At 45.9% G+C, this 23,324-nt stretch carries 22 protein-coding genes; 9 read left to right on the top strand and 13 right to left on the bottom strand.

The features are described from left to right. Positions 1–257: 257 nt before the first annotated feature. The 3 genes from ACFSKO_RS11360 to clpA all read left to right on the top strand — a co-directional run bounded on the left by ACFSKO_RS11360 (position 258) and on the right by clpA (position 4,092). Complete coding sequence (locus tag ACFSKO_RS11360) at positions 258–827, top strand: phasin family protein (protein WP_380251575.1); 570 nt, start codon at positions 258–260, stop codon at positions 825–827. Positions 828–1,097: 270 nt separating this feature from the next. Next, positions 1,098–1,424: an ATP-dependent Clp protease adapter ClpS gene (gene clpS, locus ACFSKO_RS11355; RefSeq protein ID WP_380251573.1), complete on the top strand. Its 327-nt coding sequence runs from the start codon at positions 1,098–1,100 to the stop codon at positions 1,422–1,424. Positions 1,425–1,773: 349 nt separating this feature from the next. Then, entirely contained in the window at positions 1,774–4,092 is a 2,319-nt protein-coding gene (gene clpA, locus ACFSKO_RS11350; RefSeq protein ID WP_380252267.1) for an ATP-dependent Clp protease ATP-binding subunit ClpA, read from the top strand. A gap of 113 nt (positions 4,093–4,205) precedes the next feature. Here clpA and ACFSKO_RS11345 read toward each other — a convergent pair whose 3' ends face one another. The 3 genes from ACFSKO_RS11345 to creD are packed head-to-tail and all read right to left on the bottom strand — an operon-like array spanning position 4,206 to position 6,444. Next, positions 4,206–4,574, bottom strand: coding sequence for a hypothetical protein (locus ACFSKO_RS11345; protein WP_380251571.1), 369 nt, complete (start codon positions 4,572–4,574; stop codon positions 4,206–4,208). 54 nt (positions 4,575–4,628) lie between these two features. Further along, a complete protein-coding gene (locus ACFSKO_RS11340; protein WP_380251569.1) occupies positions 4,629–4,907 on the bottom strand; it encodes a hypothetical protein in 279 nt (92 codons plus the stop codon). Between the two features lie 52 nt (positions 4,908–4,959). Continuing rightward, positions 4,960–6,444, bottom strand: coding sequence for a cell envelope integrity protein CreD (gene creD, locus ACFSKO_RS11335; protein WP_380251567.1), 1,485 nt, complete (start codon positions 6,442–6,444; stop codon positions 4,960–4,962). A gap of 219 nt (positions 6,445–6,663) precedes the next feature. On the opposite strand from creD, the gene ACFSKO_RS11330 reads away from it, so the two are divergent. Next, positions 6,664–7,266 carry a DUF1287 domain-containing protein gene (locus tag ACFSKO_RS11330; RefSeq protein WP_380251565.1) on the top strand — a complete coding sequence of 201 codons (603 nt, stop codon included), beginning with the start codon at positions 6,664–6,666 and terminating at the stop codon, positions 7,264–7,266. 4 nt (positions 7,267–7,270) lie between these two features. On the opposite strand, the gene ACFSKO_RS11325 is transcribed toward ACFSKO_RS11330, so the two are convergent. The 4 genes from ACFSKO_RS11325 to ACFSKO_RS11310 form a co-directional block, all read right to left on the bottom strand. Further along, positions 7,271–8,449 carry a GNAT family N-acetyltransferase gene (locus tag ACFSKO_RS11325; RefSeq protein WP_380251563.1) on the bottom strand — a complete coding sequence of 393 codons (1,179 nt, stop codon included), beginning with the start codon at positions 8,447–8,449 and terminating at the stop codon, positions 7,271–7,273. Positions 8,450–8,668: 219 nt separating this feature from the next. Then, a complete protein-coding gene (locus tag ACFSKO_RS11320; RefSeq protein ID WP_380251561.1) occupies positions 8,669–9,136 on the bottom strand; it encodes a RidA family protein in 468 nt (155 codons plus the stop codon). Between the two features lie 475 nt (positions 9,137–9,611). After that, on the bottom strand, positions 9,612–13,247 hold the full coding sequence (locus tag ACFSKO_RS11315; protein WP_380251559.1) for a vitamin B12-dependent ribonucleotide reductase: 3,636 nt from the start codon (positions 13,245–13,247) through the stop codon (positions 9,612–9,614). A 643-nt stretch (positions 13,248–13,890) separates the two neighbouring features. Then, complete coding sequence (locus tag ACFSKO_RS11310; protein WP_380251557.1) at positions 13,891–14,829, bottom strand: DMT family transporter; 939 nt, start codon at positions 14,827–14,829, stop codon at positions 13,891–13,893. 259 nt (positions 14,830–15,088) lie between these two features. Between ACFSKO_RS11310 and ACFSKO_RS11305 the strand changes: the two genes are divergently transcribed. From ACFSKO_RS11305 to ACFSKO_RS11285, 5 genes are all read left to right on the top strand, one after another. Then, positions 15,089–15,928, top strand: coding sequence for a hypothetical protein (locus ACFSKO_RS11305; protein ID WP_380251555.1), 840 nt, complete (start codon positions 15,089–15,091; stop codon positions 15,926–15,928). A 214-nt stretch (positions 15,929–16,142) separates the two neighbouring features. Beyond that, positions 16,143–16,523 carry an NADH:ubiquinone oxidoreductase subunit NDUFA12 gene (locus ACFSKO_RS11300; RefSeq protein WP_380251553.1) on the top strand — a complete coding sequence of 127 codons (381 nt, stop codon included), beginning with the start codon at positions 16,143–16,145 and terminating at the stop codon, positions 16,521–16,523. Between the two features lie 102 nt (positions 16,524–16,625). After that, positions 16,626–17,075: an outer membrane lipid asymmetry maintenance protein MlaD gene (gene mlaD / locus ACFSKO_RS11295; RefSeq protein ID WP_380251551.1), complete on the top strand. Its 450-nt coding sequence runs from the start codon at positions 16,626–16,628 to the stop codon at positions 17,073–17,075. A 61-nt stretch (positions 17,076–17,136) separates the two neighbouring features. Continuing rightward, the gene (locus ACFSKO_RS11290; RefSeq protein ID WP_380251549.1) at positions 17,137–17,373 is read left to right on the top strand and encodes a hypothetical protein; all 237 of its coding nucleotides are present in this window, start codon (positions 17,137–17,139) and stop codon (positions 17,371–17,373) included. Continuing rightward, positions 17,330–17,830 carry a DUF2155 domain-containing protein gene (locus ACFSKO_RS11285; protein WP_380251547.1) on the top strand — a complete coding sequence of 167 codons (501 nt, stop codon included), beginning with the start codon at positions 17,330–17,332 and terminating at the stop codon, positions 17,828–17,830. Before ACFSKO_RS11290 ends, ACFSKO_RS11285 begins: the two co-directional genes overlap by 44 nt. Positions 17,831–17,851: 21 nt before the next feature. Here ACFSKO_RS11285 and aat read toward each other — a convergent pair whose 3' ends face one another. From aat to ACFSKO_RS11255, 6 genes are all read right to left on the bottom strand, one after another. Next, positions 17,852–18,520, bottom strand: coding sequence for a leucyl/phenylalanyl-tRNA--protein transferase (gene aat / locus ACFSKO_RS11280; RefSeq protein WP_380251545.1), 669 nt, complete (start codon positions 18,518–18,520; stop codon positions 17,852–17,854). 65 nt (positions 18,521–18,585) lie between these two features. Further along, positions 18,586–19,935, bottom strand: coding sequence for an acetyl-CoA carboxylase biotin carboxylase subunit (gene accC / locus ACFSKO_RS11275; protein WP_380251543.1), 1,350 nt, complete (start codon positions 19,933–19,935; stop codon positions 18,586–18,588). A gap of 22 nt (positions 19,936–19,957) precedes the next feature. Continuing rightward, positions 19,958–20,395 (bottom strand): acetyl-CoA carboxylase biotin carboxyl carrier protein, encoded by a 438-nt coding sequence (locus ACFSKO_RS11270; protein ID WP_380251541.1) that lies wholly within the window; start codon positions 20,393–20,395, stop codon positions 19,958–19,960. Continuing rightward, on the bottom strand, positions 20,395–20,850 hold the full coding sequence (gene aroQ / locus ACFSKO_RS11265; RefSeq protein WP_380252265.1) for a type II 3-dehydroquinate dehydratase: 456 nt from the start codon (positions 20,848–20,850) through the stop codon (positions 20,395–20,397). The genes ACFSKO_RS11270 and aroQ overlap by 1 nt, the downstream gene beginning before the upstream one ends. Positions 20,851–21,004: 154 nt before the next feature. After that, a complete protein-coding gene (locus ACFSKO_RS11260; protein WP_380251539.1) occupies positions 21,005–21,769 on the bottom strand; it encodes a DsbA family protein in 765 nt (254 codons plus the stop codon). Positions 21,770–21,906: 137 nt separating this feature from the next. Next, a complete protein-coding gene (locus ACFSKO_RS11255) occupies positions 21,907–23,274 on the bottom strand; it encodes a M48 family metalloprotease (protein ID WP_380251537.1) in 1,368 nt (455 codons plus the stop codon). Between the last annotated feature and the right edge of the window lie 50 nt (positions 23,275–23,324).

Below are 23,324 nucleotides of genomic sequence, written 5' to 3'. Positions count from 1 at the left end.
TATGGAAAATAATCCCATAACTGGTTTGTGGTACTTTCATTACAAAAGAGTTATGTGTTTGTTGCATTGCAGCATTGTACTTGATTTTCTCAAAAATAGGTATATGTTGATGGCTATGTTGCAATGCAGCATATGGCGATTATAAGAGAATTGAAATTGTTTGAGTGTGTTGTCTAGGGTGAGACACTTCGCCCTTCCAAAAGACTGCGGGGCCTGGGTGAAGCGCTCCGAAACGAAATGACCCTAGGGAGACCAACGTGACGACAAGTACGAAGAAAAAGCCTACAGATACTGGCGCAAAGCCAAAAGCTGAGCAGGCTCCAAAGGCAGAACAAACGGTTGAGCCAAAAGCTTCCGTTATTGAAAATGAAGTTATGGAGAATATTATGAAATCAACTATGGACGCCGCTACTAAAGGTTATGAACAAGCTTTTTCTTTCTCTCAAGCTCAGACAGAAAAAGTAATGGAAACTCTTTACAAACAATGTGAAAGCGCTGCTGACCTTGGTAAAGAAAACGCAGAACTTGCTGCAAAATCTGGTAACAGCTTTGCAGAAGGTTATCAGAAACTGAACAACATGTTTATGGGCATGGCACAAGAAACCATGAAAAAGAACATGGCAGTTGTCGAAGCTTTTGTTGGTGCAAAAGACTTCAATGAAGTTTCTGACATTCAGACCAAATTTGCGCGCGAATCTTTTGATACAATGGTCAAAAGCAGTACGGAGATTTCAGAACTGGCAACCAAATTGACAAACGAAGCGGTTGAGCCTGTTCGTAAGCAGGTTACTGAAGCTGTTGAAAAAATGACAAAAGCTGCTGCTTAATCCTCTACGGGTTAACGCTTCTAATATTAAAGCCCCGCTTTTTGCGGGGCTTTTTGTTTTTAAGAGGTACTCTAAGCCACAGAACAAGCGATGAGCTTTGCAAAAAAGCTGTGGTGTTGATCTTGAAGAACTTAGACGTGATCCCTATAATATAGACGGGTAATTTATGTCTCTGAGAGACTTCTTATATCAACTAAATAATATCTGTAGGTTATTCTGATGAACATCAGAGTGTTTACTGAGCAAAAAAGAAATCAGGTAATTATCTCAATGAGCGGAAAAGATCGCGATAACGACTTTGGAACGTCAGATGACATCCTCGTAAAACCGCGTGAAAAAACAAAAAAACCTTCCATGTACAAGGTACTTTTGTTGAACGATGATTACACCCCAATGGAATTTGTCATCCACATACTGACCCAGTTTTTTGGTAAGGATCAGGATGCCGCGACCCGTATAATGTTACAAGTCCATCAAAAGGGCGTTGGTATCTGTGGTGTGTTCAGTTACGACGTTGCTGAAACCAAGGCTGGTCAGGTGGTCGATTTTGCCCGGAAAAATCAACACCCGCTTCAGTGTATTGTTGAAAAAGACTAAGCGTTTTGAGCTCTTGGCCTTGCTGCTCTGCCTTGTTTAAAGATTGCGTCAAATCTTTATTTTTATCGAGGTTTTGAAAAATCTCTGTTCAAATCAAATTATTTTTACTCTTTGTTCTTTTTTTTAAGACTACAATAATCCCAACAAACATACGGATTTTTGCTGAAATTTTCATCGAGTAAAGAGAATTTTTGAAAAGAGTTATTAACTTGATGTCTTGTTGAGTGAATAGAAGCTCCCTAGGTATAGTTTGTGATTAAGGTCAAAGACATGTGGTCAGGGATTAGGGTCCCATTTTATGACCAGGTGATCTGACCCGGATGTTGTGAAGGGAAGTGAATTTATGGCGATGCTATCAAACAATCTGGAACAGACACTGCACAGAGCCTTGGCCTACGCCAATGAGCGCCGGCACGAATACGCCACGCTAGAGCACTTGCTGCTGTCCCTAACAGAAGATCAGGATGGTATTGCGGTCTTTAGGGCTTGCGGTGTTGAGATAGAGACCCTGCGCGAAGACTTGCTCGATTACATTGATAATGATCTGGCTAATTTGACAACAGTCCATCTCGGTGATGCAAAACCAACGGCTGGATTCCAACGTGTCCTTCAACGTGCGGCTATTCATGTTCAATCATCGGGTCGTGAAGAGGTGACGGGCGCCAATGTTCTTGTTGCGATGTTCTCTGAGCGCGAAAGTCATGCTGTCTTCTTCTTGCAAGAACAAGAAATGACGCGGCTTGATGCTGTAAATTACATCAGTCACGGTATTACCAAGGTCGAAGGCCTGGAAGAAACGCGTACTATCAATGGCACAGACGATCCCCTCGAAGAAGGTGGCACAGCCGCTGTCAAAGGGCGCGAGGCTATTGATGCCTATTGTGTCGATTTGAACCAGAAAGCCAGAGATGGCAAGATTGACCCTCTTATTGGCCGCGAGTCCGAGCTTGATCGTACCGTTCAGGTTCTATGCCGCCGAACCAAGAACAATCCACTTTATGTCGGTGATCCCGGTGTGGGTAAAACCGCTATTGCAGAAGGTCTAGCGAAGAAAATTGTCGACGGTGAAGTGCCTGAAGTCCTAAAAGATACAAAAATATTCTCTCTGGATATGGGGTCTTTGCTGGCCGGTACGCGATATCGTGGCGACTTTGAAGAACGTCTCAAAGGCGTGGTCAAAGAAGTCGAGGCCATGGATGGCGCGGTTCTCTTTATCGATGAAATTCATACCGTAATAGGAGCAGGAGCGACGTCCGGTGGATCAATGGATGCGTCTAATCTCTTGAAGCCTGCATTGCAAAATGGTGGCTTGAGTTGTATCGGCTCCACGACCTACAAAGAATATCGTAATCACTTTGAAAAAGACCGTGCGCTTGTACGTCGGTTCCAGAAAATTGATGTGGCAGAGCCGTCCATTGAAGACGCGGTTAAGATCCTGCGGGGGCTCAAGCCTTATTACGAAGAGCATCACAAGGTAAAGTACACCAACGAAGCTTTGCGGTCGGCAGTTGAGCTTTCCGCACGCTATATCGGGGATCGCAAACTACCGGATAAGGCGATTGACGTGATCGACGAAGTTGGCGCGTCCCAGATGTTGCTGCCCGAAGATAAACGCAAAAAATCTCTGGGGGTAAAAGATGTCGAGGCTGTTGTGGCCAAGATTGCCCGGATCCCGCCAAAATCAGTTTCGAAAGATGACAAATCTGTCCTTAAAAACCTTGAGCGTGATCTCAAGACGATGGTTTATGGACAAGACAAGGTTATCACGTCTCTGGCATCCGCAATCAAGCTAGCCCGTGCTGGTCTGCGTACACCTGAAAAACCAATTGGCAGCTATCTCTTTACTGGCCCAACAGGTGTAGGTAAAACCGAAGTCGCCAAACAGTTGTCGCATTCCCTCGGGATAGAGATCACGCGTTTTGATATGTCCGAATATATGGAACGTCACGCTGTTTCCCGCTTGATCGGCGCGCCTCCGGGTTATGTTGGTTTCGATCAGGGTGGTTTATTGACGGACGCCGTTGATAAGACGCCGCATTGTATCCTGCTTTTGGATGAGATCGAAAAAGCTCATCCAGACATCTTCAACATTCTGTTGCAGGTTATGGATAATGGCCGCTTGACCGATAACAACGGGAAAACAATTGATTTCCGTAATGTGATCTTGATTATGACCTCCAACGCTGGCGCCGCGGATATGGCGAAGCCTGCCATTGGTTTTGGCCGTGAAATGCGTATCGGCGATGACGAAGAGGCCGTGAATAAAACATTCACGCCTGAGTTCAGAAACCGTCTTGATGCCATTATCCCGTTCAAGAACCTGTCCCCTGCGGTTATGGCCAAGGTGGTCGACAAGTTCATCATGGAACTGGAAACCCAGCTTACGGATCGTCAGGTTGTTTTTGATTTGGCACCAAAAGCCCGCAAGTGGCTGGCAACCAAAGGTTATGATCCGCTCTATGGCGCGCGTCCTCTGGCCCGTGTGATCCAGAACAAGATCAAAAAGCCACTGGCCGAAGAACTGCTGTTTGGCAAGCTCACCCGTGGCGGAACGGTCCGCATCGACGTCAAAGACGACGAACTGACCTTCGAGTTCCCGGAAGAGCCCAAGGGCAAAGATCCTAAAGGCTCAGGACCTAAAAAATCCAAACGGAAGCAGCCTGCTTAAACTAAGCTTGCAGCATTATCTGAATACAAAAGGCCTCGCAAATGTGAGGCCTTTTGTTGTTGATGAAATTGTGAAGCTCAAAGCTATATCGATTGTGACCTAAATAAGGTTTGTCATACCCATATTAATCTTGGTGGAAGTGAAATTATTTTTACTTCTCCCCAGCCTCCTTCAAGGTAATACTCATCACTGGTATAGGTGAAAACGTCAATGTTTCCTAAATCTTTGCTTCCATTGATGTCCACAGTGAATTTTAAATCTTTAACTAACCAGTTTAGCGACTTCAAATCTTCGAAGAGAATTTTTCCTAGCTTATAACAATATTGTTCCCCTGTTTTTGGGGGATGGTAAGAAGGGTGTGATTCTAATAAGACGATCTCAGTAGTAAATGAAATCTGTGACTTAGATTTCTCTATATTTAGAAGGTAACTATCTTCTAAATATATGTCCCCAAAACCTTTTAAAGTATAATATTTTCCCATAATACACTTGAGCCTTACGCATAATTAGTAGGCATTTCCAATATGATCTTGTACTCAAAACCCTTCAGGTAAGACAAACTCATTTGCCGTTATCTTCAGTTTATCTCCAGTTTGCATTCCGATGTTCAAAGTCATATTGCCGCTTTTATCCCGATCACTAAGGGCGGCTTCATTTATGAATACGCTTGGCCCCCATTCTCTGTGACGTGGTATGCGTAAATCAATCACTCCCGTGGCCCTTAGTTCTATGATCTCTTTATATTCAACCAATTCAAGGATTACGACGCCCTGTTTCCAATCAAAGAATATGTTAAGTAATTGCCAGTCGTGCATTTTTTGCTCCTTAATCGAGGAGCGCTGATGACATGCGCCCCTCTTAAACCCTCTATGTCTCCAAGATCTCCTTATCAGAAGAGATAGCATCGTTATCCTTTTCAGAAACCCTGTTCAAGTTTCGTGTCATATACATCATTACGAGCAACACTAGTAAAAGCAAGCCGCTGCCCATGGTTAGGGCGTAGTCTTCCATCTGCAGGATTGAGTAAAGGAAGCCATAGAGCGCACTGAGTAGAGCACCGATTGCGAGGCCGTTGGTGGTGCCTTTTGTGGCGGCGGTAATGTAGCTGGCAATCGACAGGACTGTGACACCTGCGGCAAGCGAATAGGACAGACTAAAGCTAATGTGCTCGGACAAGGTCAAAAGCAGCAGGTAGAACACCGAGAGCGAAACCCCGACCAGAAGGTATTGCACCAGATGCAAACGGATACCGCGGGTAAATTCAAACACCAACAGCATCAGGTAGGTCAGAGCCACAAACATGATGCCATACTTGGCGGCCCGGATGGAGGTGCCATAGTGAGAAACGGGTTCAAATAACTGAGCCTCGGCGATGATCTCACCAAGGTTGAGGTCGTCAGAATTGTTAAAAATTTGCGGGTAATTGCGTGAGAGATGGCTGACTTCCCAAGTGGCGCTAAAATTATCCGAGGTGATCTCCCGCGTGCTTGGTAGAAATTGACGAAAGCTTGGGTGCGGCCAATCGGCAGAGATTTCTATTTGTGTATTCATGCCCAGTGGTATGGCACTGATATTCCGGCTGCCGCGCAGGGTGGTATCAAACGCAACCGAGAAGGCGGAGAGGTCCTGTTCAGGATCGATTTGGGCGGAAAATCCCCGGCTAAGATAGTTATTCAACAGACCAGTACCCGGCGTCAATTCCAGCTCTTTTCCGGCAAGTGTCACGGTTGGAGAAGATCCAATGCCGCTGTTATCGGTGAGTGCGATTGCGATATAGGCTTGATCATAATGAATTTTTTGCAGGTTCTTGATCGGCGGTGGGTCGAGATGAAAACTCGCAGAGCCTTTTACATCAGCGGTATAGACCAAGCTTTTATAAATGGAGCGTTCGCGAAAGCCGTGCTCGAGATTACTTTTGAGTTTCAGTTGATCGGGTAGAATAATCAGCTTGTCATGGCCGACAACGATCTTGTCCTTGCCATTGCTATCTGTGATCCGGGCTTCGGTGGTAAAGGGGATCACGAGAAGAGGGGCTGCGATGGTTTGTTCCTGTCCCCATTCCTGATCCGTTTCATAGAGAACGGAGCGATAAAGGCTGTGTCGTTCGTTCATGAGATCGTGGACCAGTGCAGTTGGGATTAGCATCAGCAAGGTCAAAAAGCCAATGACCACAGCTTTGATCATCAATGGGTTCGAGTTAGCAAGCCGTCCGCTGAGATCCCCTGTTATGCCAGACGTTTGCTCTGCATAACGGCTATAAAGCCAACGCAAGCATACCAGCCCAATTATTGCACAAATGCCCAAGAATATGACAATGGCGATGACGACAAGAACCGTCGTAAAATCAATCATGTTTCCTCCCCCTTAAAGGAAAATTGGAAGTGTTTGTTAAAATTTGTGAGTGCGTTTATCGGCCATTCAAAATTATGATAAGTGCTCAAACTAGGAGAGGATTAGGTAGTTTTTTTGTGAACAATAAGGCATTCCCGTGTGGAAAGCGCATAATGTTGCCTTACTGCGTCCACCTTGTTTTGTGAGTTTATCTCTAACATTTGACAGGAGATATTCAGCATGAGTTGGAAAATTGGTGGTCTGTTATATACAGCTGTAGGCATAATATTCGTTTTTCAGGCTCAAGCCGAAACGCTTTTTGGTTCTTCTTTGGCAAAAGCTGCTCTGGAACGGACGGATCAAAGCGTGATCTATGATGGCAGTTACCACGCCATGTCTTATCCGGGTGGGGATGTGCCCTCAGACATCGGCGTGTGTAGTGATGTTGTAATTCGGAGTTATCGTGCGTTGGATATTGATTTGCAAAAGCTGGTGCATGAAGACATGAGAGCAAGCTTTGATAGTTATCCAAAGATCTGGGGGCTTACGTCAACTGATCGGAATATTGATCATCGCCGGGTACCGAACCTTCGAGTATTCTTTACCCGTCATGGACAATCGATCGCGCCAATAAATGACCCCACGGATTATCTCCCGGGTGATCTCGTGTCCTGGAATTTGAACGAGAGCGGATCGTTGCCTCATATCGGGATCATTAGCGATCAGAAATCAGGCAATGGTATTCCACTTGTCATCCATAACATCGGTGCAGGGCCAAAGCTGCAAGACATGTTGTTTGATTACAAAATCACCGGACATTACCGCTACGCCAAAATGAAATAGTGACCTAGTCACTCTTTTTGAAAGGGCCGATGCCGCAGAGATGTTTGATTTCATGGTCAACGGCAGGGTTTTCACTTTGAAGAAAGCGGGCGATGGCGTCACGGAAATTGGGGTCGGCGATGCCGTGTAGGCTATAGGTTTTGGTTGGGAGGTAGCCGCGTTGGATTTTGTGCTCACCTTGTGCACCCGCTTCAACCTTTTTTAGGCCATGGGTGATCGCGTAGTCGATGGCTTGATAGTAGCAGAGCTCAAAATGCAAATTTGGGAAGTGGCCGTGGGAACCCCAGTTGCGGCCATAGAGAGTATCTCCGCCGACAAGGTTCAATGCTCCCGCTACCATGACAGAAGTATCCAGAGCTTTGGCCCAGGCGGTGGTAAGCACGACTTTGTCAGCGAGCTTTGTTCCGAGCATCAGGAAAAAATCTTTGTTTAGATAATCATGGGCATGCTTTTTATCGACTGTATTAAGGTAAAGGTTATAGAACTGGTCACAGATTTCAGGTGTGAGGTCTGATCCGGTGAGAGTTTTAATCTCTAGCCCATGGGCGTGGGCCTCGCGACGCTCTTTTCGAATTGCTTTTCGTTTACGTGAAGACAGAGCGCCTAGAAAATCGTCAAAGGTTTCGTAACCATTATTTTCCCAATGATACTGAATACCTGTACGAGCTAGAAGACCTGCCTTATGCAACTGGTGCCATTCTTCTTCTGTGGTGAAGGTCAGGTGCAGGGAAGAAGCTTCGTACTGTTGCAGGATCTGCAGCATGGCATTGAGGAGTGCAATACGCAGGTCTTTGGTGTCTTCTTCAGTCGTTGATGCAACGAGCAGGCGCTTGCCTGTGACTGGGCTGAAGGGAACCGCAGATTGCAGCTTGGGATAATAGTTGCGCCCGGCACGCTCATAAGCGTTGGCCCAGCTCCAGTCGAAGACGTATTCACCGTAAGAGTGGTTTTTTAGGTAAAGCGGAGCACAGGCAATTACCTTGCCGTCGTTGTCTTGAATGGTGAGGTGTTGTGGTTGCCATCCTGTTTCAGCACCGACTGAACCGCTTTCTTCCAAGGCGAGTAAAAAAGCATGGGAAATAAAAGGATTATTATCGGCCGCATCACTTTGCGCACAGCGGTCCCAATCGGTGCAATCTATTCCACTAATTTTGGGGTGAACTTCAACGCGCAACTGGTTCATTCAGGGCCTGATATATTATACTCATACTTGGGTGGGCTTAGCTTGAGATTTGGGCAAAAAGATCAAGAGTAGCAGTTTGTTAAAAGTAGGAAGCTTCGACACGAATAACAAGACGCTTTTTGTTATTGAAAAATAAAAAGGCAGGCCCGATGGCCTGCCTTTTTCGTCACGGGTTTCTGGATCAAAACAAGATGATCGAGAAGCGTAAGCGTTTATTGCTTAGTCGATTTCAGCAATACAATCGACTTCTACAGCGATGCCGAGTGGCAGGCTTGGTGCAGAAACCGCAGCGCGGGCGTGAACGCCCTTGTCACCGAACACTTCAACCATCAGATCAGAAACGCCATTGATGACTTTTGGCTGATCCACAAAATCTGGTGTGGAGTTAACGAAACCACCGAGCTTTACGATGCGTTTCACACGGTCGAGGTTACCATCTGTTGCCGCACTGAGCTGCGCAATGATGTTGATGCCGCAAAGACGTGCTGCTTCCTGGCCTTCTTCGACAGACATGGTGTCGCCGAGCTTGCCTTTGTAAAGCACTTCGCCGTCTTTAATTGTGATCTGGCCGGAAATAAAAACGTTTTTCCCGGAAGTTACATAGCCAACATAGTTGGCGACAGCTTTTGCAGGCTGTGGGACTTCAATACCTAGTTCTTTCAAACGGGCGTCAACAATACCAGTCATAGCTCTATCCTTATTCTTTTCTTATCTGTCATTATTATAAAGAACGCGTCCCCTGCCTTTTGAAGATGTCTCAAAACAGGGATCTCATTAAATGGGACGTGTCCTGAAGTCTGAGTTAGAGCCAACACTCGTACGGTGTTTTATTTCGTAACGCCCAACCAAAACTAAAAAACACGCGAATTCTAGCGCGCCAGATCACAGACGCAAGGAAAGTTAACAAAAGAGATAGAAATGGATGGTTTTTCTAATAGATGCTATCGCCTTTGAGAAACATCGTGTCGTTTATAATGCATGGCTTTCTTCCGAATCTAAAAGGGTCAACGACTTGAAATACAAAAAGGGTGGCTGAAGCCACCCTTTTTGCTGCGAAGAAACGGGATGCGAACGAGGTTGTAAATCTCGAAAGATTTCCTGTTCGCGGCTCACCGCACCTCTACCAGCCATACCTCACTATGGCTGATCCTTTAAGCTCCTGTTAGGAGCAACCTGTGGTCCCGCCACAGGTATCACATTTCAGGCAAGTACCGTTCCGTACAAGCGTGAAGTTACCGCATTCAGGACAGGAATCCCCTTCGTAGCCTTTCATACGGGCTTCGCGGACTTTTTCCATACGCTGGTTTGGTGCCTTGGCTGTGACCGTTTGTGTTGTGGTTCCAACTTCTGGCGCACTGACGATCTCTTGTTTCACTTCTGAGACGATTTCATCAGGTGTGCGACCACCGTTTACGACCATCAACTTGTTCCGAACATAGCCAGTTGAAGCTACGCGACGAACAGTTTCTGCTACGGCGTCCTGTGCTTCTGGAAGGTTACCTTCGCCCGTACCTTTACCAAGTGAATCCGGCATAATGTCAGCAGGCTCAACATGGGCAAGGTCACTACGATCAAGGTAGGATACAGCCAACTCACGGAAGAGGTAATCAAGGATGGAGGTTGCCATCTTGATGACTTCGTTGCCTTCAACCATGCCTGATGGCTCGAAACGGGTGAAGGTATAAGCTTCAACGTATTCTTCAAGTGGAACACCATATTGCAAGCCGATGGAAATCGCGATGGCGAAATTGTTCATCAAGCTACGGAATGCGGCGCCTTCTTTGTGCATATCGACAAAGATCTCACCCAACGCACCATCTTCATATTCACCAGTACGAAGATACACCTTGTGACCGCCAACGATGGCTTTTTGTGTGTATCCTTTACGGCGTGAAGGTAGCTTTTTGCGTTCGGTAACAACTTTTTCAATGACGCGTTCGATGATGCGTTCAGTAACAACTTCAACGCGCTTGGCCGCTGGTGCTTCTGCAACATCATCATCTTCGTCAAGCTCAAGAAGAACACCGGAAGAAAGAGGCTGAGACAGTTTTGAGCCATCGCGGTAAAGGGCATTGGCTTTCAAACCAAGTTTCCAAGACAACATGTACGCATCGTTACAGTCTTCGATCACGGCGTTTGCTGGCATGTTAATGGTCTTGGAGATTGCACCGGAAATAAACGGTTGGGACGCAGCCATCATGCGAATGTGACTTTCCGCAGACAAGAAACGTTTACCGGTTTTGCCACAAGGATTAGCACAATCAAAGATCGAGAGGTGTTCTTCCTTGAGGTGTGGAGAGCCTTCAACAGTCATCGCGCCAGTGCAGAAGATATTCGCAGCTTCGATTTCTTTGCGGCTAAAGCCAAGCTCAACCAACATGTCGAAATTCATGTCTTCCAGTTGTGCATCGGTAAAGCCAAGAACTTTGGTGCAAAACTCTTCACCAAGGGTCCATTTGTTGAATATGAACTTGATATCAAAAGCAGAGCCCAGACTGTCTTCAACAGCTTTGAGGGCTTCTTCGGTGAAGCCTTTTGTTTTTAAGCTGTCATGGTTGATAGATGGTGCATCTTTAAGCGTACCATGACCAACTGCAAACTTGATAATGTCATCGACCTGTTGATCACTATAGCCAAGATTGCTCAAAGCACCCGGTACTGTGCGGTTGATGATTTTGAAATAACCACCACCTGCAAGCTTCTTGAACTTTACCAGCGCAAAATCAGGTTCGATACCTGTGGTATCACAATCCATAACAAGGCCGATTGTACCCGTTGGGGCAACAACAGTTGTCTGGGCATTACGATAACCATGCTTTTCGCCGAGAGTGAGAGCACTATCCCAAGCTGTTTTTGCAGCCTCGACCAGGGCTTGGTCAGGGCAGTCGTTGGCAGCGATTGGCACAGGATTGATTTCGAGGCCTTCATAACCAGCTTCTTTACCGTAAGCGGCGCGACGATGGTTACGAATAACACGCAACATGTCTTTTTTGTTCAAATCATACCGTTTGAACGCGCCGAGTTCGCCAGCCATTTCAGCGGATGTTGCATAGGCTGTACCGGTCATGATCGCAGAGAGAGTTGCGCAGATCGCACGCCCTTCTGGAGAATCATAAGAAACGCCTGTGGACATTAACATGCCACCAATGTTGGCGTAGCCGAGACCAAGAGTACGGAATTCGTAAGAGTACTGAGCAATGGCTTTGGACGGGAATTGAGCCATTGTTACCGAAATTTCAAGAGCAATGGTCCAAAGACGTGTTGTGTGAGTATAGGCTTCAATGTCAAAGCTGCCGTCTTCACGCAGGAAAGTCATAAGGTTCATGGACGCCAAGTTACAGGCGGTATCATCCAAGAACATGTATTCAGAACAAGGGTTCGATCCGTTGATGCGGCCAGACTGTGGGCAGGTGTGCCACTCATTGATCGTGGTATCGTACTGGATGCCAGGATCAGCACAGGCCCAAGCCGCGTAATTCACCTGATCCCATAGTTCGCGAGCTTTCAGGCTTTTATGAACTTTCCCATCGATACGACGGATCAAATCCCAGTCGCCATCTTCTTCCAGTTTTTGGAAGAAACCGTTGGATACACGTACAGAGTTATTTGAGTTTTGACCAGAAACCGTCAGATAAGCATCTGAATCCCAATCCGTGTCGTAGGTATCAAACTCCATACTTGTGTAGCCCTGTTGGGCAAACTGTAGGACACGCTGAACATAGCTCATTGGAACTTCATGACTACGAGCCGTTTTAATAGCAGCTTTCAGAGTGGTGTTTTTACGTGGATCGACACGGTCTTTGTCGTCGAGATCGTCATTGTTGCAAGCGGCCATAATCTGCGAGAGATGCTTTTGGCAAATTTTTGATCCAGCAACAAGCGCGGCAACTTTCTGTTCTTCGATAACTTTCCAGTTGATGAACTCTTCGATATCGGGGTGATCGAGATCGACAGTCACCATCTTGGCTGCACGACGTGTTGTACCACCAGATTTAATAGCACCAGCTGCACGGTCACCGATTTTTAAAAAGCTCATCAAACCAGATGATTTGCCTCCACCGGACAGAGGCTCTTCTGATCCTCGAACGCGAGAGAAGTTGGTACCAGTACCAGAACCATACTTAAAGAGACGTGCTTCGCGAACCCAAAGATCCATGATGCCATTGTCATTGACGAGGTCGTCGCCTACGGATTGGATAAAGCAGGCGTGTGGTTGCGGATGCTCGTAAGAAGACTTGGATTTGGTCAGCTTACCGGATTTGTAGTCAACATAGTGATGGCCTTGTCCCGGGCCATCAATGCCATAAGCCCAGTGAAGGCCCGTATTAAACCACTGTGGAGAGTTTGGTGCAGTCATCTGATTGGTCAGCATGTAACGCATTTCGTCGAAGTAGGTCTGCGCGTCCTCTTCGCTATCGAAATAGCCGCCTTTCCAACCCCAATATGTCCAAGTACCTGCAAGACGGTCAAAAACCTGTTTTGCAGAAGTTTCGCCGATGATGCGTTCGTCTTCGGGGATATCAGACATGGCATCATGGTCAGGCTCAGAGCGCCACAACCAAGACGGGACGGAGTTTTCTTCGATTTTTTTAAGTTTTTGTGGGATACCGCGTTTGCGGAAATACTTCTGCGCAATAATATCGCAAGCCACTTGGCTCCATTTCGCCGGAACTTCGATGTCCTTAGCTTGGAAAACTATGGAGCCATCCGGGTTCTTGATTTCGCTGGTTGTGGTGCGAAATTTAAAAGCGTCATAGACGTCTTTCCCGGTTTCCGTAAAGCGACGTGCGATGCGCATGCCGTATCCCCTTTAAATATAACAAGACTCATTAAAAAAGCTCTGGAACAAAGGCTGTTGATATCCTTAGTCAGAACTCACTCATATAACTAGGCCTGCAAGTCTGATGACTCTGCAGTTTTCTGCGAAGAGAAGCACATTTTGTTGATCTGAAGTGATTTAACCACAATATTTGGTTGTCGTCATCAGTATTTTGCGTATTGACACTACATTTTGTGCTTTAGGTGATCTTGATAAGCCTGTGGATAAATCTGTTGCATAGTGGGTTGACGAAATGTGATGTGCCTTAAAAATGACGTAAAAATCAAGCTCTTCTGGGGATATATAAAATGTTGTTTTCTTTTTATAAAATTACAGAAAAAAAGAGAATAATCAGATCGAATCTAACGCGTAAAACGGATGATAAAAATCTCAGGAATGTATTACCGATTCGTGTCAGGAAAATTAAAGTTCATGATTGAAAGGTGAGACATGTGATTGACTATGTTTTTGTTTAAAAACAAGGTGGAGTGATGGTTTGAATTGGCTGAAAAGAAAGGTGAAGGTGTGCCATGAGTTGTATTTGTCGAGCTTAGACAACTAATAAATTTTCTTTATGGTCAAAATAAATTTGAGAGGTAGCTCCATTCTGTGGACCAAAACGTTAAGCGCGAACAGGTCGGTAACAGGAGATCGCAACCGCACTTAACACACACAAAGCTCCTGCTGTTTGCGGAGAAGTTAAATTTTCGCCGAGTATTATGACCGCAGCTAAAATTGTAACGATGGGTTCTATATTGAAAAACATGGCTGTTCGTGACGGCCCGACATAACGCACAGTACTGATTTGAGCGAGGGTGGCGAGAAGGTAAAGCCCAGCAATGATTGCGGCGTAATAAAATCCAGATTGAGATCCCGACAGGACAATATTCTTAAGCGTCGTAAAATTAAAAGCTTCTGATGTATCAAAGGACCGGCTGATTAAAAAATAAGGTACGCAGAGAATAAGAGCGATAATATTGACGTAAAATACGACAGCAAAGTTATTTACGAGAGAAACCACCTGCCGGCTGATGATGAGTGTCCCAGATATGGACAGTGCAGCGAGGGCGACGAAGCCGAGCCCTCGCCAGTCAAGCCCGTTTAACGATGGTCCCATAGCGATAGCAATCCCCGCAAACGCCAACAGAGAAAGCCCGAGTTGTATCAAACTTGGCATCTTCCGTCGTAAAAGAGGATCAATAATCGTGACAATAATCGGGTAGGTATAAAACAAAATTGCTGCAAGGCTGACGGGAATATAAACAACGGCTGACAGATAAAAAACGGTTACGGTGAAAATAAACAAACCCATAAAAAAAAGAGGAATCCACTTGTCTCGTGGAACATGAAAGCTGATCCTCGCCCCTATCAATAGGAAACTCATGAGAGCTGTTCCCAGTAAAAACCGTATAATGGTGATGTTTAACGGAGAGCTGCCAGCCTCATTGGCAAGGGGAGATAACGGGGTGATCAACCCGAATGAAGCACCACCGATCAGCCCGCAAATCATCCCGATCAATGGAACTTTGGTGGTACTATGGGTTGTTTCGCCTGAAGACAATATCGGCTCTCTCTCATAAGGGTGTGAACCAGCAGTAGAGATGAGCGATAAGAGTGCTTTCTCTGATCTGTTGCATCATGCACTTAAAACTTTTCTGGTGCTTTCGGCAAGAAAAAGCGATTTGTCTGAAAATTTACAAATTTAGAGATCTTCAAAGAATTCTTATAGAACGAACTTTAAACGCTTTAAGCCCGTGTACTTATAGGAGCTGTGTGGTAAATGATGGCATCTGTTAATGCCGTAAATGAAAGACCGATGTATGAGAGTACCGTTGCTCGATTTTCGAGATAAACTTGAAGATTGTCTAGAAGCTCGGGGTGCCCAGGATACCACGCTCGATCGTGCCTCAGACATGATACAGTGGGTTGAACGCATTCATCGATGTGGTATTCGCTATTTGGCGCGCCAAAGTGATGCTTACCGCAAGACGGACATTAACCTTGTGGCGCTTACTTCCGAAAAGGAAAATTCTTCCTTTTTGGATTGCGGTGGTCAATCTCTGGCAGTTGCCGGCCCTCAAGCTTTGGAGAAAGCCTTTATACAGGCAAAAAAAGGCGGTATGGGGCTTTCTGTTCTCTCAGATGTCAGTGATCTGATCGGGGTTGGGCAATTGGTTAACGAAGCAGTAGAGAAGGGCTATGCTTGTTTTGCATCTTTTGTGGTCAATCCATTGAGTGAAGAGGGGCAACTCCTCACGGAAATATATGGCCATAGTCGTGGAATTATTGGTGTTCCAGGAACAGATGAAACCCTTCATATCGAACTTTACGGTCTTCCTGTTAGTCACGACGCTTTTATACAGGGGATCTCGCCCGAAAATATTGGTGATCTTTTGGTCAGTGTCCTGTCTAAAACTGAAAGTCTTATACCAGGCTGTACCTTGCTTTGTTTGGATTTACCAAATCTATATGAAAATATTAGTAAAGGGCTTGAGGCGGGGATCAAGGCAGCTCCCGCGCGGCTTTATAATCCTGCCGATCTTGAGGCTCGAAATCGGGATATTGCCGAAGAGGGTTATGATGTTGACGAACAGGATTGGAAAGCTGTCCTGGAAATGGGCAAACTTTTTTCACCTCCTGAGGGAACTGCTGAATTATAATAAGGGTAAATTTACGACATTATTACGCCCTTTAGGCTGGACTGAGCGGGGTTGCGGTGTAATATTCAGCCCAGAACTTTATTGAAGCATCAAAGTGTGATGTCGATTTGTTAACTCAATAGTGATTGTCACTGTGGCATAACTGTTTAAAGCATGACTAATAAAAGCTAAAAAAAGCTAAGATATAAGGGCGCTGCCCAATTAAGGAAGAGAAATGGCTGGAACTCCTCTTGGAACTCGTTTGTTTACTTGGCTCAAAGGCGAGCTTGTTGGGCAAGATGGCGATGGCAACAAGTTTTACCGTACCAAGGGTGGAAGCGCCGTTCATAAAAATAGTCTGCGTTCAGAGCGCCGATGGGTGATCTATAATGGTGACAATGAAGCCAGTCGAGTTTCTGCTGACTGGCATGCATGGATCCATCATACGACAGACAATTGCCCTCCTGAAGGTGGTTATGCCAAACATGATTGGCAGATCGATCATGAGCCTAATAAAACAGGCACTCCTGATGCCTATCGGCCACAAGGTAGTGCGCTGAAAGCCGGGGAACGTCCACGCGTTTCTGGCGATTATGATGCCTGGCAACCAGAGTAATTTGAATCTCTTTTAATACCTTTTTAACGTTTGATTTAGAATGTATATTCTAAATTTAAGCCTTACACCCTGATTTTTCTCACTTTTTCCGTAGGTGATTACATGAATAGAAGTATTGTTGAAACGATTATCGGTGGGCTGGTTTTGCTTGTCGCAGTTTCCTTTGGCTTCTACGCCTTTAGTAACAATTCTACCGGATCTACTGGTGGTTATGAGATCGTTGCGGAGTTCGATAATGCCAGCGGATTGGTATCTGGTACCGACGTTAAGATCGCTGGTGTGAAAGTAGGTACAGTCCTGCGTCAGGAACTGGATAACGATACTTATTTTGCTGTTGTGACACTTCAGATCAAAGACGAGATCAAGCTTCCAAAAGGTACATCTGCCAGAATTTTGGCGGAGAGTTTACTGGGAGGATCGTTTGTGAGCCTGGAGCCTGGCGGAGACGACGAGTTTATTGAGGCGGGCGGGTCTCTTGAGAATACGCAAGGAGCGGTGAACTTGATGGATCTTCTTGGTCGGTTTGTTTTTTCATCCGTAGATTCTGATTAAAGATATAGCTTAATTAATTAGAGGTTAAGCGACCTAAACTTAAGTTGAAGAGAGATTTTGAATGGGTGAAAAGGATAAATCCCCGATAGTTTGGCAAGATCCAAATGGAGCGCCTTTATCCTGCCTTGAAAAAATCAAAGTCCTCAATGAAAATCTCGACGAAATAAGAGAACTTTCTCAAGATGCCTTGGAAGATGCGGTTCTCATGGGCGGCGACGAACATCAGCTTCGCGAAGTTCTTATGAAAATCGTAAATGAGCTGGTTAACCCCTATGGCAATGAAGGTTCAGAAAATTAATTGTTCTGAAAAAATATCAATGAAGACAACTTTGATTAAAGCAGCGGGTTTTGTATGCGTATTAGTTTTTACTCCAGCTTTAGCCGCTGACCTGATCCGCTATGATGTTGCTGTACTTCAGGGGTTAAACAAGGTTACGGCACGGGTTTCCGAATTTCGCGCCCCTGTTGGTCAACCTGTAACCTTTGGTAGCCTTGAAATCACGGCACGAGATTGTCGTAAGAGTTCTCCAGAAGACACGCCAGAGTCGGTTTCTTTTTTAGAGATTGATGACATGAAGGAAAATGTAGAAAAGACCAGAATTTTTACAGGCTGGATGTTCGCTTCTTCTCCGGCTGTATCGGCAATGGAACATCCGGTTTATGATGTCTGGTTGGTAAATTGCGGGTCGTCTACTGATGTGCCTAAGGACCCTGCTGATTTAGTGCCTGATACAACTATTCAGTCTTCTGAATAATACTCCAGAATATGTCGTGAGCTAGTCGTCCGAATAAACTGCGGGCGAATTGCCTATGTTGCTGTCGATGAAGTCCTCAAGCTCTTTTTGAGTTAATTCCAGAGGAAAACGAGCTGGAACCTGCATTGCTTCAAATAGACACTGTTTATAGATTTCCCGTTCGACTTCTATGGTGCCAAATTGGCTGAGATGCTGGGTCGTAAATTGGGTGTCGAGTAGGCTGTAGTTGCCTTTTTTAAGTCGGGCAGCCAAATGAATGAGGGCCACCTTGCTGGCGTCACTTCTCCGGCTGAACATGCTTTCACCAAAAAAGGCTCCTCCCAGAGAGACGCCGTAAAGGCCTCCGACCATTCTGCCATCCAGCCAGCACTCGACTGTGTGCGCAAAGCCTCTCTCAAAGAGTTGTGTATAAATGCGTTTGATCAACGGATTTATCCACGTGTCTGGACGTTGGGAGGTCGTTGCCGAACACTTCTCGAGCACTTCTTGAAAAGAAGTATTACACCTGATTTCAAAAGGAGCTTTGCGAAGAGTTTTGCGCAAAGAACGTGATATGTGAATTTTGTCGAGGGGAAGGATGCCCCGGTTCTCTGGATCTATCCAATGTAAATCCAGAGAATCGTGACTTTCGGCCATAGGGAAAACCCCTATGGTATAAGCTTTTAGTAGCAGATCAGCTGTGATCTCCATGAACACCTATGCCTTAAACATTTATGCCTGAAACACATTATGCTCGTGTAATCCCTAAGCGTACCTTACTTACTATTTATACTATCAACGAATTTTTCCAACCAGTGGATGTCATAGACACCAGATTGAAACTCTTCATTGTTGACCAACTCCATATGGAGCGGGATGGATGTATTCACACCATCAATGACGTATTCTTGCAAAGCACGCCTTGTTTTCATAATGCAATCGGCACGATCTTCACCATGAACGATGAGCTTTGCAATAAGACTATCATAAGTTGGTGGAATTTTGTAGCCGGCATAAATGGCGGAATCGACACGAATGCCAAGGCCACCTGGTGCATGATACCCTTTTACCAGTCCTGGAGACGGCATAAAGCTGAAAGGGTGTTCTGCATTGATACGACACTCGATGGCGTGACCTTTTAGAACGACGTCTTCCTGTGTCACACTCAATTTGTTGCCCGCAGCAATCAGGATCATCTCACGCATGAGATCGATACCGCTGATGGCTTCGGAAATCGTGTGCTCTACCTGAATACGGGTGTTCATTTCAATAAAGAAAAATTCACCGTTTTCATAAAGGTATTCGATTGTGCCAGCGCTTTTGTAGTCAAAGTGTCTCATCGCGCTGGCCGAAATTTCACCAATGCGATTACGCTCTTCATCGGTCAGCATCGGTGATGGCGCTTCTTCGAGAACCTTTTGATGGCGTCGTTGCAAGGAACAATCACGCTCCCCAACATGGATAGCATTGCCTTGTCCATCACCAAGAAGTTGGATCTCAATGTGACGAGGAGTACTGAGATATTTTTCCATGTAAACGACATCGTCGCCAAAAGCCGCTTTTGCTTCTGTTCTAGCAAGTCTAAAGCCGACGCGAAGTTCATCGTCATTGTTGGCGACTTTCATGCCGCGACCACCGCCACCAGAGCGGGCTTTGATGATGACAGGATAACCGATCTTCTTCGCGATCTCGATACCCTGTTCGGAACTCTTTAGTTCTCCATCTGATCCCGGAACAACAGGGATACCAAGTTTGATCGCTGTTTCTTTTGCAGCAACTTTATCCCCCATAATCCGGATATGCTCAGGTGAGGGACCAATAAAGGCAAAGCCGTGCTCTTCCACCATTTCAGCGAAATCAGCGTTCTCGGAAAGGAAGCCAACGCCAGGATGGATCGCATCTGCACCTGTCATGATCGCTGCGGATAAGATCGCAGGAATATTCAGATAGCTGTCTTTACTGGGTGCTGGTCCAATGCAAACGGATTCATCGGCCAAACGCACGTGCATGGCATCAGAATCAATAGTGGAATGAACAGCAACGGTTTCAATGCCCATGTCGCGGCATGCTCTTTGAATTCTAAGAGCAATTTCACCGCGGTTGGCAATCAGGATCTTTTTGAACATGGAGCCTTCTTTTGCCAGCTTATTATTCAATGACCATCAGCGGTTCACCAAACTCAATTGGGTCTCCATCACTGACGAGTATTTGTTTAACCACGCCTGATTTCGGGCTTGGCAGAGGGTTCATAACCTTCATGGCTTCGAGGATCAGAAGTGTCTGTCCTTCTTTAACCTGGTCGCCAACTTTGACAAAATCAGGTGCGCCTGGTTCTGCAGCTAAATACGCTGTACCAACCATGGGTGATGTAATAGCATTCACAGGAACGCCACCATCTGCGGGGGCCGCAATAGCTGCGCTGCTGACGACTGGAGCAGCTGGAGCTATGGCCTGAACCACAGTTCCGCCACGTACCAAACGGATACGGTGGCCATCGGCTTCGTATTCGATTTCAGTCAGGTCCGTTTCATCCAGCAAGCCGGCGAGGGTACGGATAACCTTCTCATTTACTTCAAGTTTAGACATTATGCTTCTTGTTCGTTGTTTAAAACGTTTGCCATCGCATCCATCGCCAGTAGGTACCCCTGACGTCCAAGTCCACAGATTACCCCGAGGGCAGCTTGCGATACATAGGACTGATGTCGGAAGCTTTCCCGACGGTGGATATTAGAAATATGAACTTCTATGACGGGAAGATCGACGCCTTTGAGAGCATCAAGCAACCCGATAGAAGTGTGGGTGAGTGCACCCGGATTAATGATGATTCCTTCGTGGATACCACGAGCTTCGTGGATCCAGTCAATCAGTTGACCCTCCCAGTTGGATTGTTGGCACACTAAAGAAAGCCCAAGTGCCTTAGCCCGTCGAATACACAGGTTATTAAGGTCTTTCAGGGTTTCAGAACCATAAATCTCTGGTTCACGGGTACCCAACAAATTTAAATTGGGTCCGTTTAAAAGCAACACTGACGGCAAAGGTATACACCATTCATTTCAGTTAAATGAATTGATTAGGCCTAACATAGCCCCGGGCTTGGCGCAATCATTGCTGATTAAGTTCGGCCCTTTTTTATCCTGTGTACAGGACATATATCGGAGCCGAGCTTGGAAACAGTCCTGATTTACGGCTTTTATGTTAGCTTTGTTTATTATTTCTGATGTCAGCTATGAGTTGTTTGAAAGTCTCGTAACTCGTACCGGGTGAAACACTCTGGTCTCCGACAACAAATGCGGGAGTGCCACTCGCGCCAATACGTTGGGCGAGTTGACGTGTTCTTAAAATTGCGGCACCGATTTCAGGAGATTTCATGTCAGTTGAAAATTGATCAATGTCCATGTCGAGTTCATCTGCAAGCGCACGTAATCTGTTTTGTGATAGGTCCTGAGCACTGTCCATCAACGCGAAGTGGTACTCCGCGTATTTCCCCTGCTCGTTAGCTGCGAGAGCCGCGCGTGCTGCTATGGTTGATTCTGGACTGAGTATTGGAAACTCTTTCATTACAACCTTAAGGTTCGGATCTTCATCAATCAGCTTTTGGATGAGTTTAGAAGCTTTGTGACAATAGGGGCAACGATAGTCGAAAAATTCAACGAGAACGACATCTCCGTCCGGGTTACCAAGCACGGGTGAGTCCGGTGCATTGTGTAACTCTTCCAAATTATCTGCGACAGCGAGATGTTTTAGCTCTTGCTCCCGAGAAGCCTGAAGCTCTTGATACCGGGTAAGAGATTCTATGATGATTTCTGGATTTTTTAACAGGTATTCGCGGACAGCTTCATCGAAAGCGTTTTGCTCTTCCAAACTCTTTTCTTGCGCAAGGAGAGGGCTGCCTGAGAGCATAGTGGCTATAATGCCGACAGAAACCAAACTCGTATTTTTAAAATTTAACTTTGGGAACATCTTTTAATCATCTCTGTCTACTTAAATATTCAGTGAATAGTATGTGGAAAGGAGCAGCTTTTAGCAAAGAACTTTCTTGCGAACTAAGCAAGGGCAGTCAAAGTTTCTTGTTGACCAGGCAGGTGGGGTCAATGTTCTTATGAACGATCTTTCTGCTGCTTTTCTTTTCTGTCCGCGGCGCTGTTTAAATCTGAAGCTCTGAGCCAAGCTGGGGAACCTTTGGCTAAAACTTCGGTTGCGCGCCCAGAATGCAATATGGCGTCATCGTATTTGCCGCGACCATACGCTTCCTCTGCTAATGCGAGATACGTCATGCCTTTATCTCCTCTGCGACCATGGATAATCGCAGCCTGACGCCAAACTCCAGCATTGTTGGGCTCAGATTGTAGAATTTTTGTGATGTGCTCAAGGGCTTTGTCATCTTCTGTAGGGATGTTTTCTTCAACAAGAACCCGGACTAAAAGGCTTCTAATGGGATCTGCATCGGGCGCAAGTTCTGTGGCTTTTTCAAGATAGGCTACAGCTTCCCCGCCCTTGGCAAATTCAAATAAAATTTGCCCTTTTAGCTCTAGAAAATAAGGATCTTCCGGCGATTCCGCTAACAGACTGTCCAGTTCTCGGGACGCGTTCTCAATATCTGTTGAGCGATAGTAAGAAATTGCTCGGGCATATCTTGCGGCTTGTGACTGGTCTTCTTCTGGATACTTCCTCAAGACTTGAGTTGAATGTTCTAGGAAGCCTACCAATTTGGCCACTACCCGGTTATGAAATTTAATTGTGTCTGGCGAATCGGGCTTCCCCTTAAAGGGAGAATTAAGAGTTTCATTTTCAAGAAAGTTATAACGTTGCTGAGTTAAAGGGTGACTTCTGAGGTAGGGATCTTGATTTTTGCTGAGTAAGACTTCTTGGCCTCTGAGTACGCCCATAAAGTCTCGCAGCCCTTCTGGCGATTGTTCTGTTGCTCTAAGATATTTTACTGCGGCTTGATCGGCAGCAGATTCTTGTTGCCGCGTGTAGCTTAAAAAATTTCTCAAAGCAAAACCCTGACCTGCACCAATTATAACTGCAGCGGCTTCCCCTTTGCCCGTGGCGATTGCCGCTCCAATGCCGAGAAGATAACTGGCAATGCTGGTGACGACGGCCTTGTCGACGTTCTCTCCGCGAAATGCGACATGCCCTCCGGCGATGTGCCCGGTCTCGTGTGCGATAACTCCGATGACTTCTGAGGGTGTTTTTGCCTTCATAATCAAACCGGTGTTAATGAACATGCGATTTCCAGAGGTAACAAAAGCATTTAGGCTTTTGTCATTGACGATGAAAATCCTTACACTCTGCGGACTAATACCCGCCGCTTGAAAAATAGGGGTGGCATAGCTACGAATTGCATGTTCTGTTTCTGCGTCGCGGATCAAGTTTAAACCTTGAGCTTTTGCTGGTAACGCATAAGTAACAGTGGCAATAAGAGCTATGATACGTAAGATCAGGCTGGATGTGCGTTTTATCAACGTTCATTACTCACTAGTTTAGAGTGTTCAATACAACCAATTGGGGGCAA

Origin of the sequence: Kiloniella antarctica, assembly GCF_042682825.1 — a bacterium.
Classification (GTDB): Bacteria; Pseudomonadota; Alphaproteobacteria; order Kiloniellales; family Kiloniellaceae; genus Kiloniella; species Kiloniella antarctica.
The sequence above is the reverse complement of the archived record's forward strand: the minus strand, read 5'-3'. Positions and strand labels throughout refer to the sequence as shown.

Excerpts from the sequence above, each read along its gene's own strand:
- ACFSKO_RS11340 (WP_380251569.1), bottom strand. The coding sequence starts at position 4,907 with ATGCACGACTGGCAATTACTTAACATATTCTTTGATTGGAAACAGGGC.
- ACFSKO_RS11345 (WP_380251571.1), bottom strand. The coding sequence starts at position 4,574 with ATGGGAAAATATTATACTTTAAAAGGTTTTGGGGACATATATTTAGAA.
- ACFSKO_RS11320 (WP_380251561.1), bottom strand. The coding sequence starts at position 9,136 with ATGACTGGTATTGTTGACGCCCGTTTGAAAGAACTAGGTATTGAAGTC.
- ACFSKO_RS11270 (WP_380251541.1), bottom strand. The coding sequence starts at position 20,395 with ATGTCTAAACTTGAAGTAAATGAGAAGGTTATCCGTACCCTCGCCGGC.
- clpS (WP_380251573.1), top strand. The coding sequence starts at position 1,098 with ATGAGCGGAAAAGATCGCGATAACGACTTTGGAACGTCAGATGACATC.
- ACFSKO_RS11315 (WP_380251559.1), bottom strand. The coding sequence starts at position 13,247 with ATGCGCATCGCACGTCGCTTTACGGAAACCGGGAAAGACGTCTATGAC.
- ACFSKO_RS11325 (WP_380251563.1), bottom strand. The coding sequence starts at position 8,449 with ATGAACCAGTTGCGCGTTGAAGTTCACCCCAAAATTAGTGGAATAGAT.
- aat (WP_380251545.1), bottom strand. The coding sequence starts at position 18,520 with ATGGAGATCACAGCTGATCTGCTACTAAAAGCTTATACCATAGGGGTT.
- ACFSKO_RS11300 (WP_380251553.1), top strand. The coding sequence starts at position 16,143 with ATGGCTGGAACTCCTCTTGGAACTCGTTTGTTTACTTGGCTCAAAGGC.
- mlaD (WP_380251551.1), top strand. The coding sequence starts at position 16,626 with ATGAATAGAAGTATTGTTGAAACGATTATCGGTGGGCTGGTTTTGCTT.
- ACFSKO_RS11285 (WP_380251547.1), top strand. The coding sequence starts at position 17,330 with ATGAGCTGGTTAACCCCTATGGCAATGAAGGTTCAGAAAATTAATTGT.
- ACFSKO_RS11305 (WP_380251555.1), top strand. The coding sequence starts at position 15,089 with ATGAGAGTACCGTTGCTCGATTTTCGAGATAAACTTGAAGATTGTCTA.
- accC (WP_380251543.1), bottom strand. The coding sequence starts at position 19,935 with ATGTTCAAAAAGATCCTGATTGCCAACCGCGGTGAAATTGCTCTTAGA.
- ACFSKO_RS11260 (WP_380251539.1), bottom strand. The coding sequence starts at position 21,769 with ATGTTCCCAAAGTTAAATTTTAAAAATACGAGTTTGGTTTCTGTCGGC.
- clpA (WP_380252267.1), top strand. The coding sequence starts at position 1,774 with ATGCTATCAAACAATCTGGAACAGACACTGCACAGAGCCTTGGCCTAC.
- ACFSKO_RS11330 (WP_380251565.1), top strand. The coding sequence starts at position 6,664 with ATGAGTTGGAAAATTGGTGGTCTGTTATATACAGCTGTAGGCATAATA.
- ACFSKO_RS11290 (WP_380251549.1), top strand. The coding sequence starts at position 17,137 with ATGGGTGAAAAGGATAAATCCCCGATAGTTTGGCAAGATCCAAATGGA.
- creD (WP_380251567.1), bottom strand. The coding sequence starts at position 6,444 with ATGATTGATTTTACGACGGTTCTTGTCGTCATCGCCATTGTCATATTC.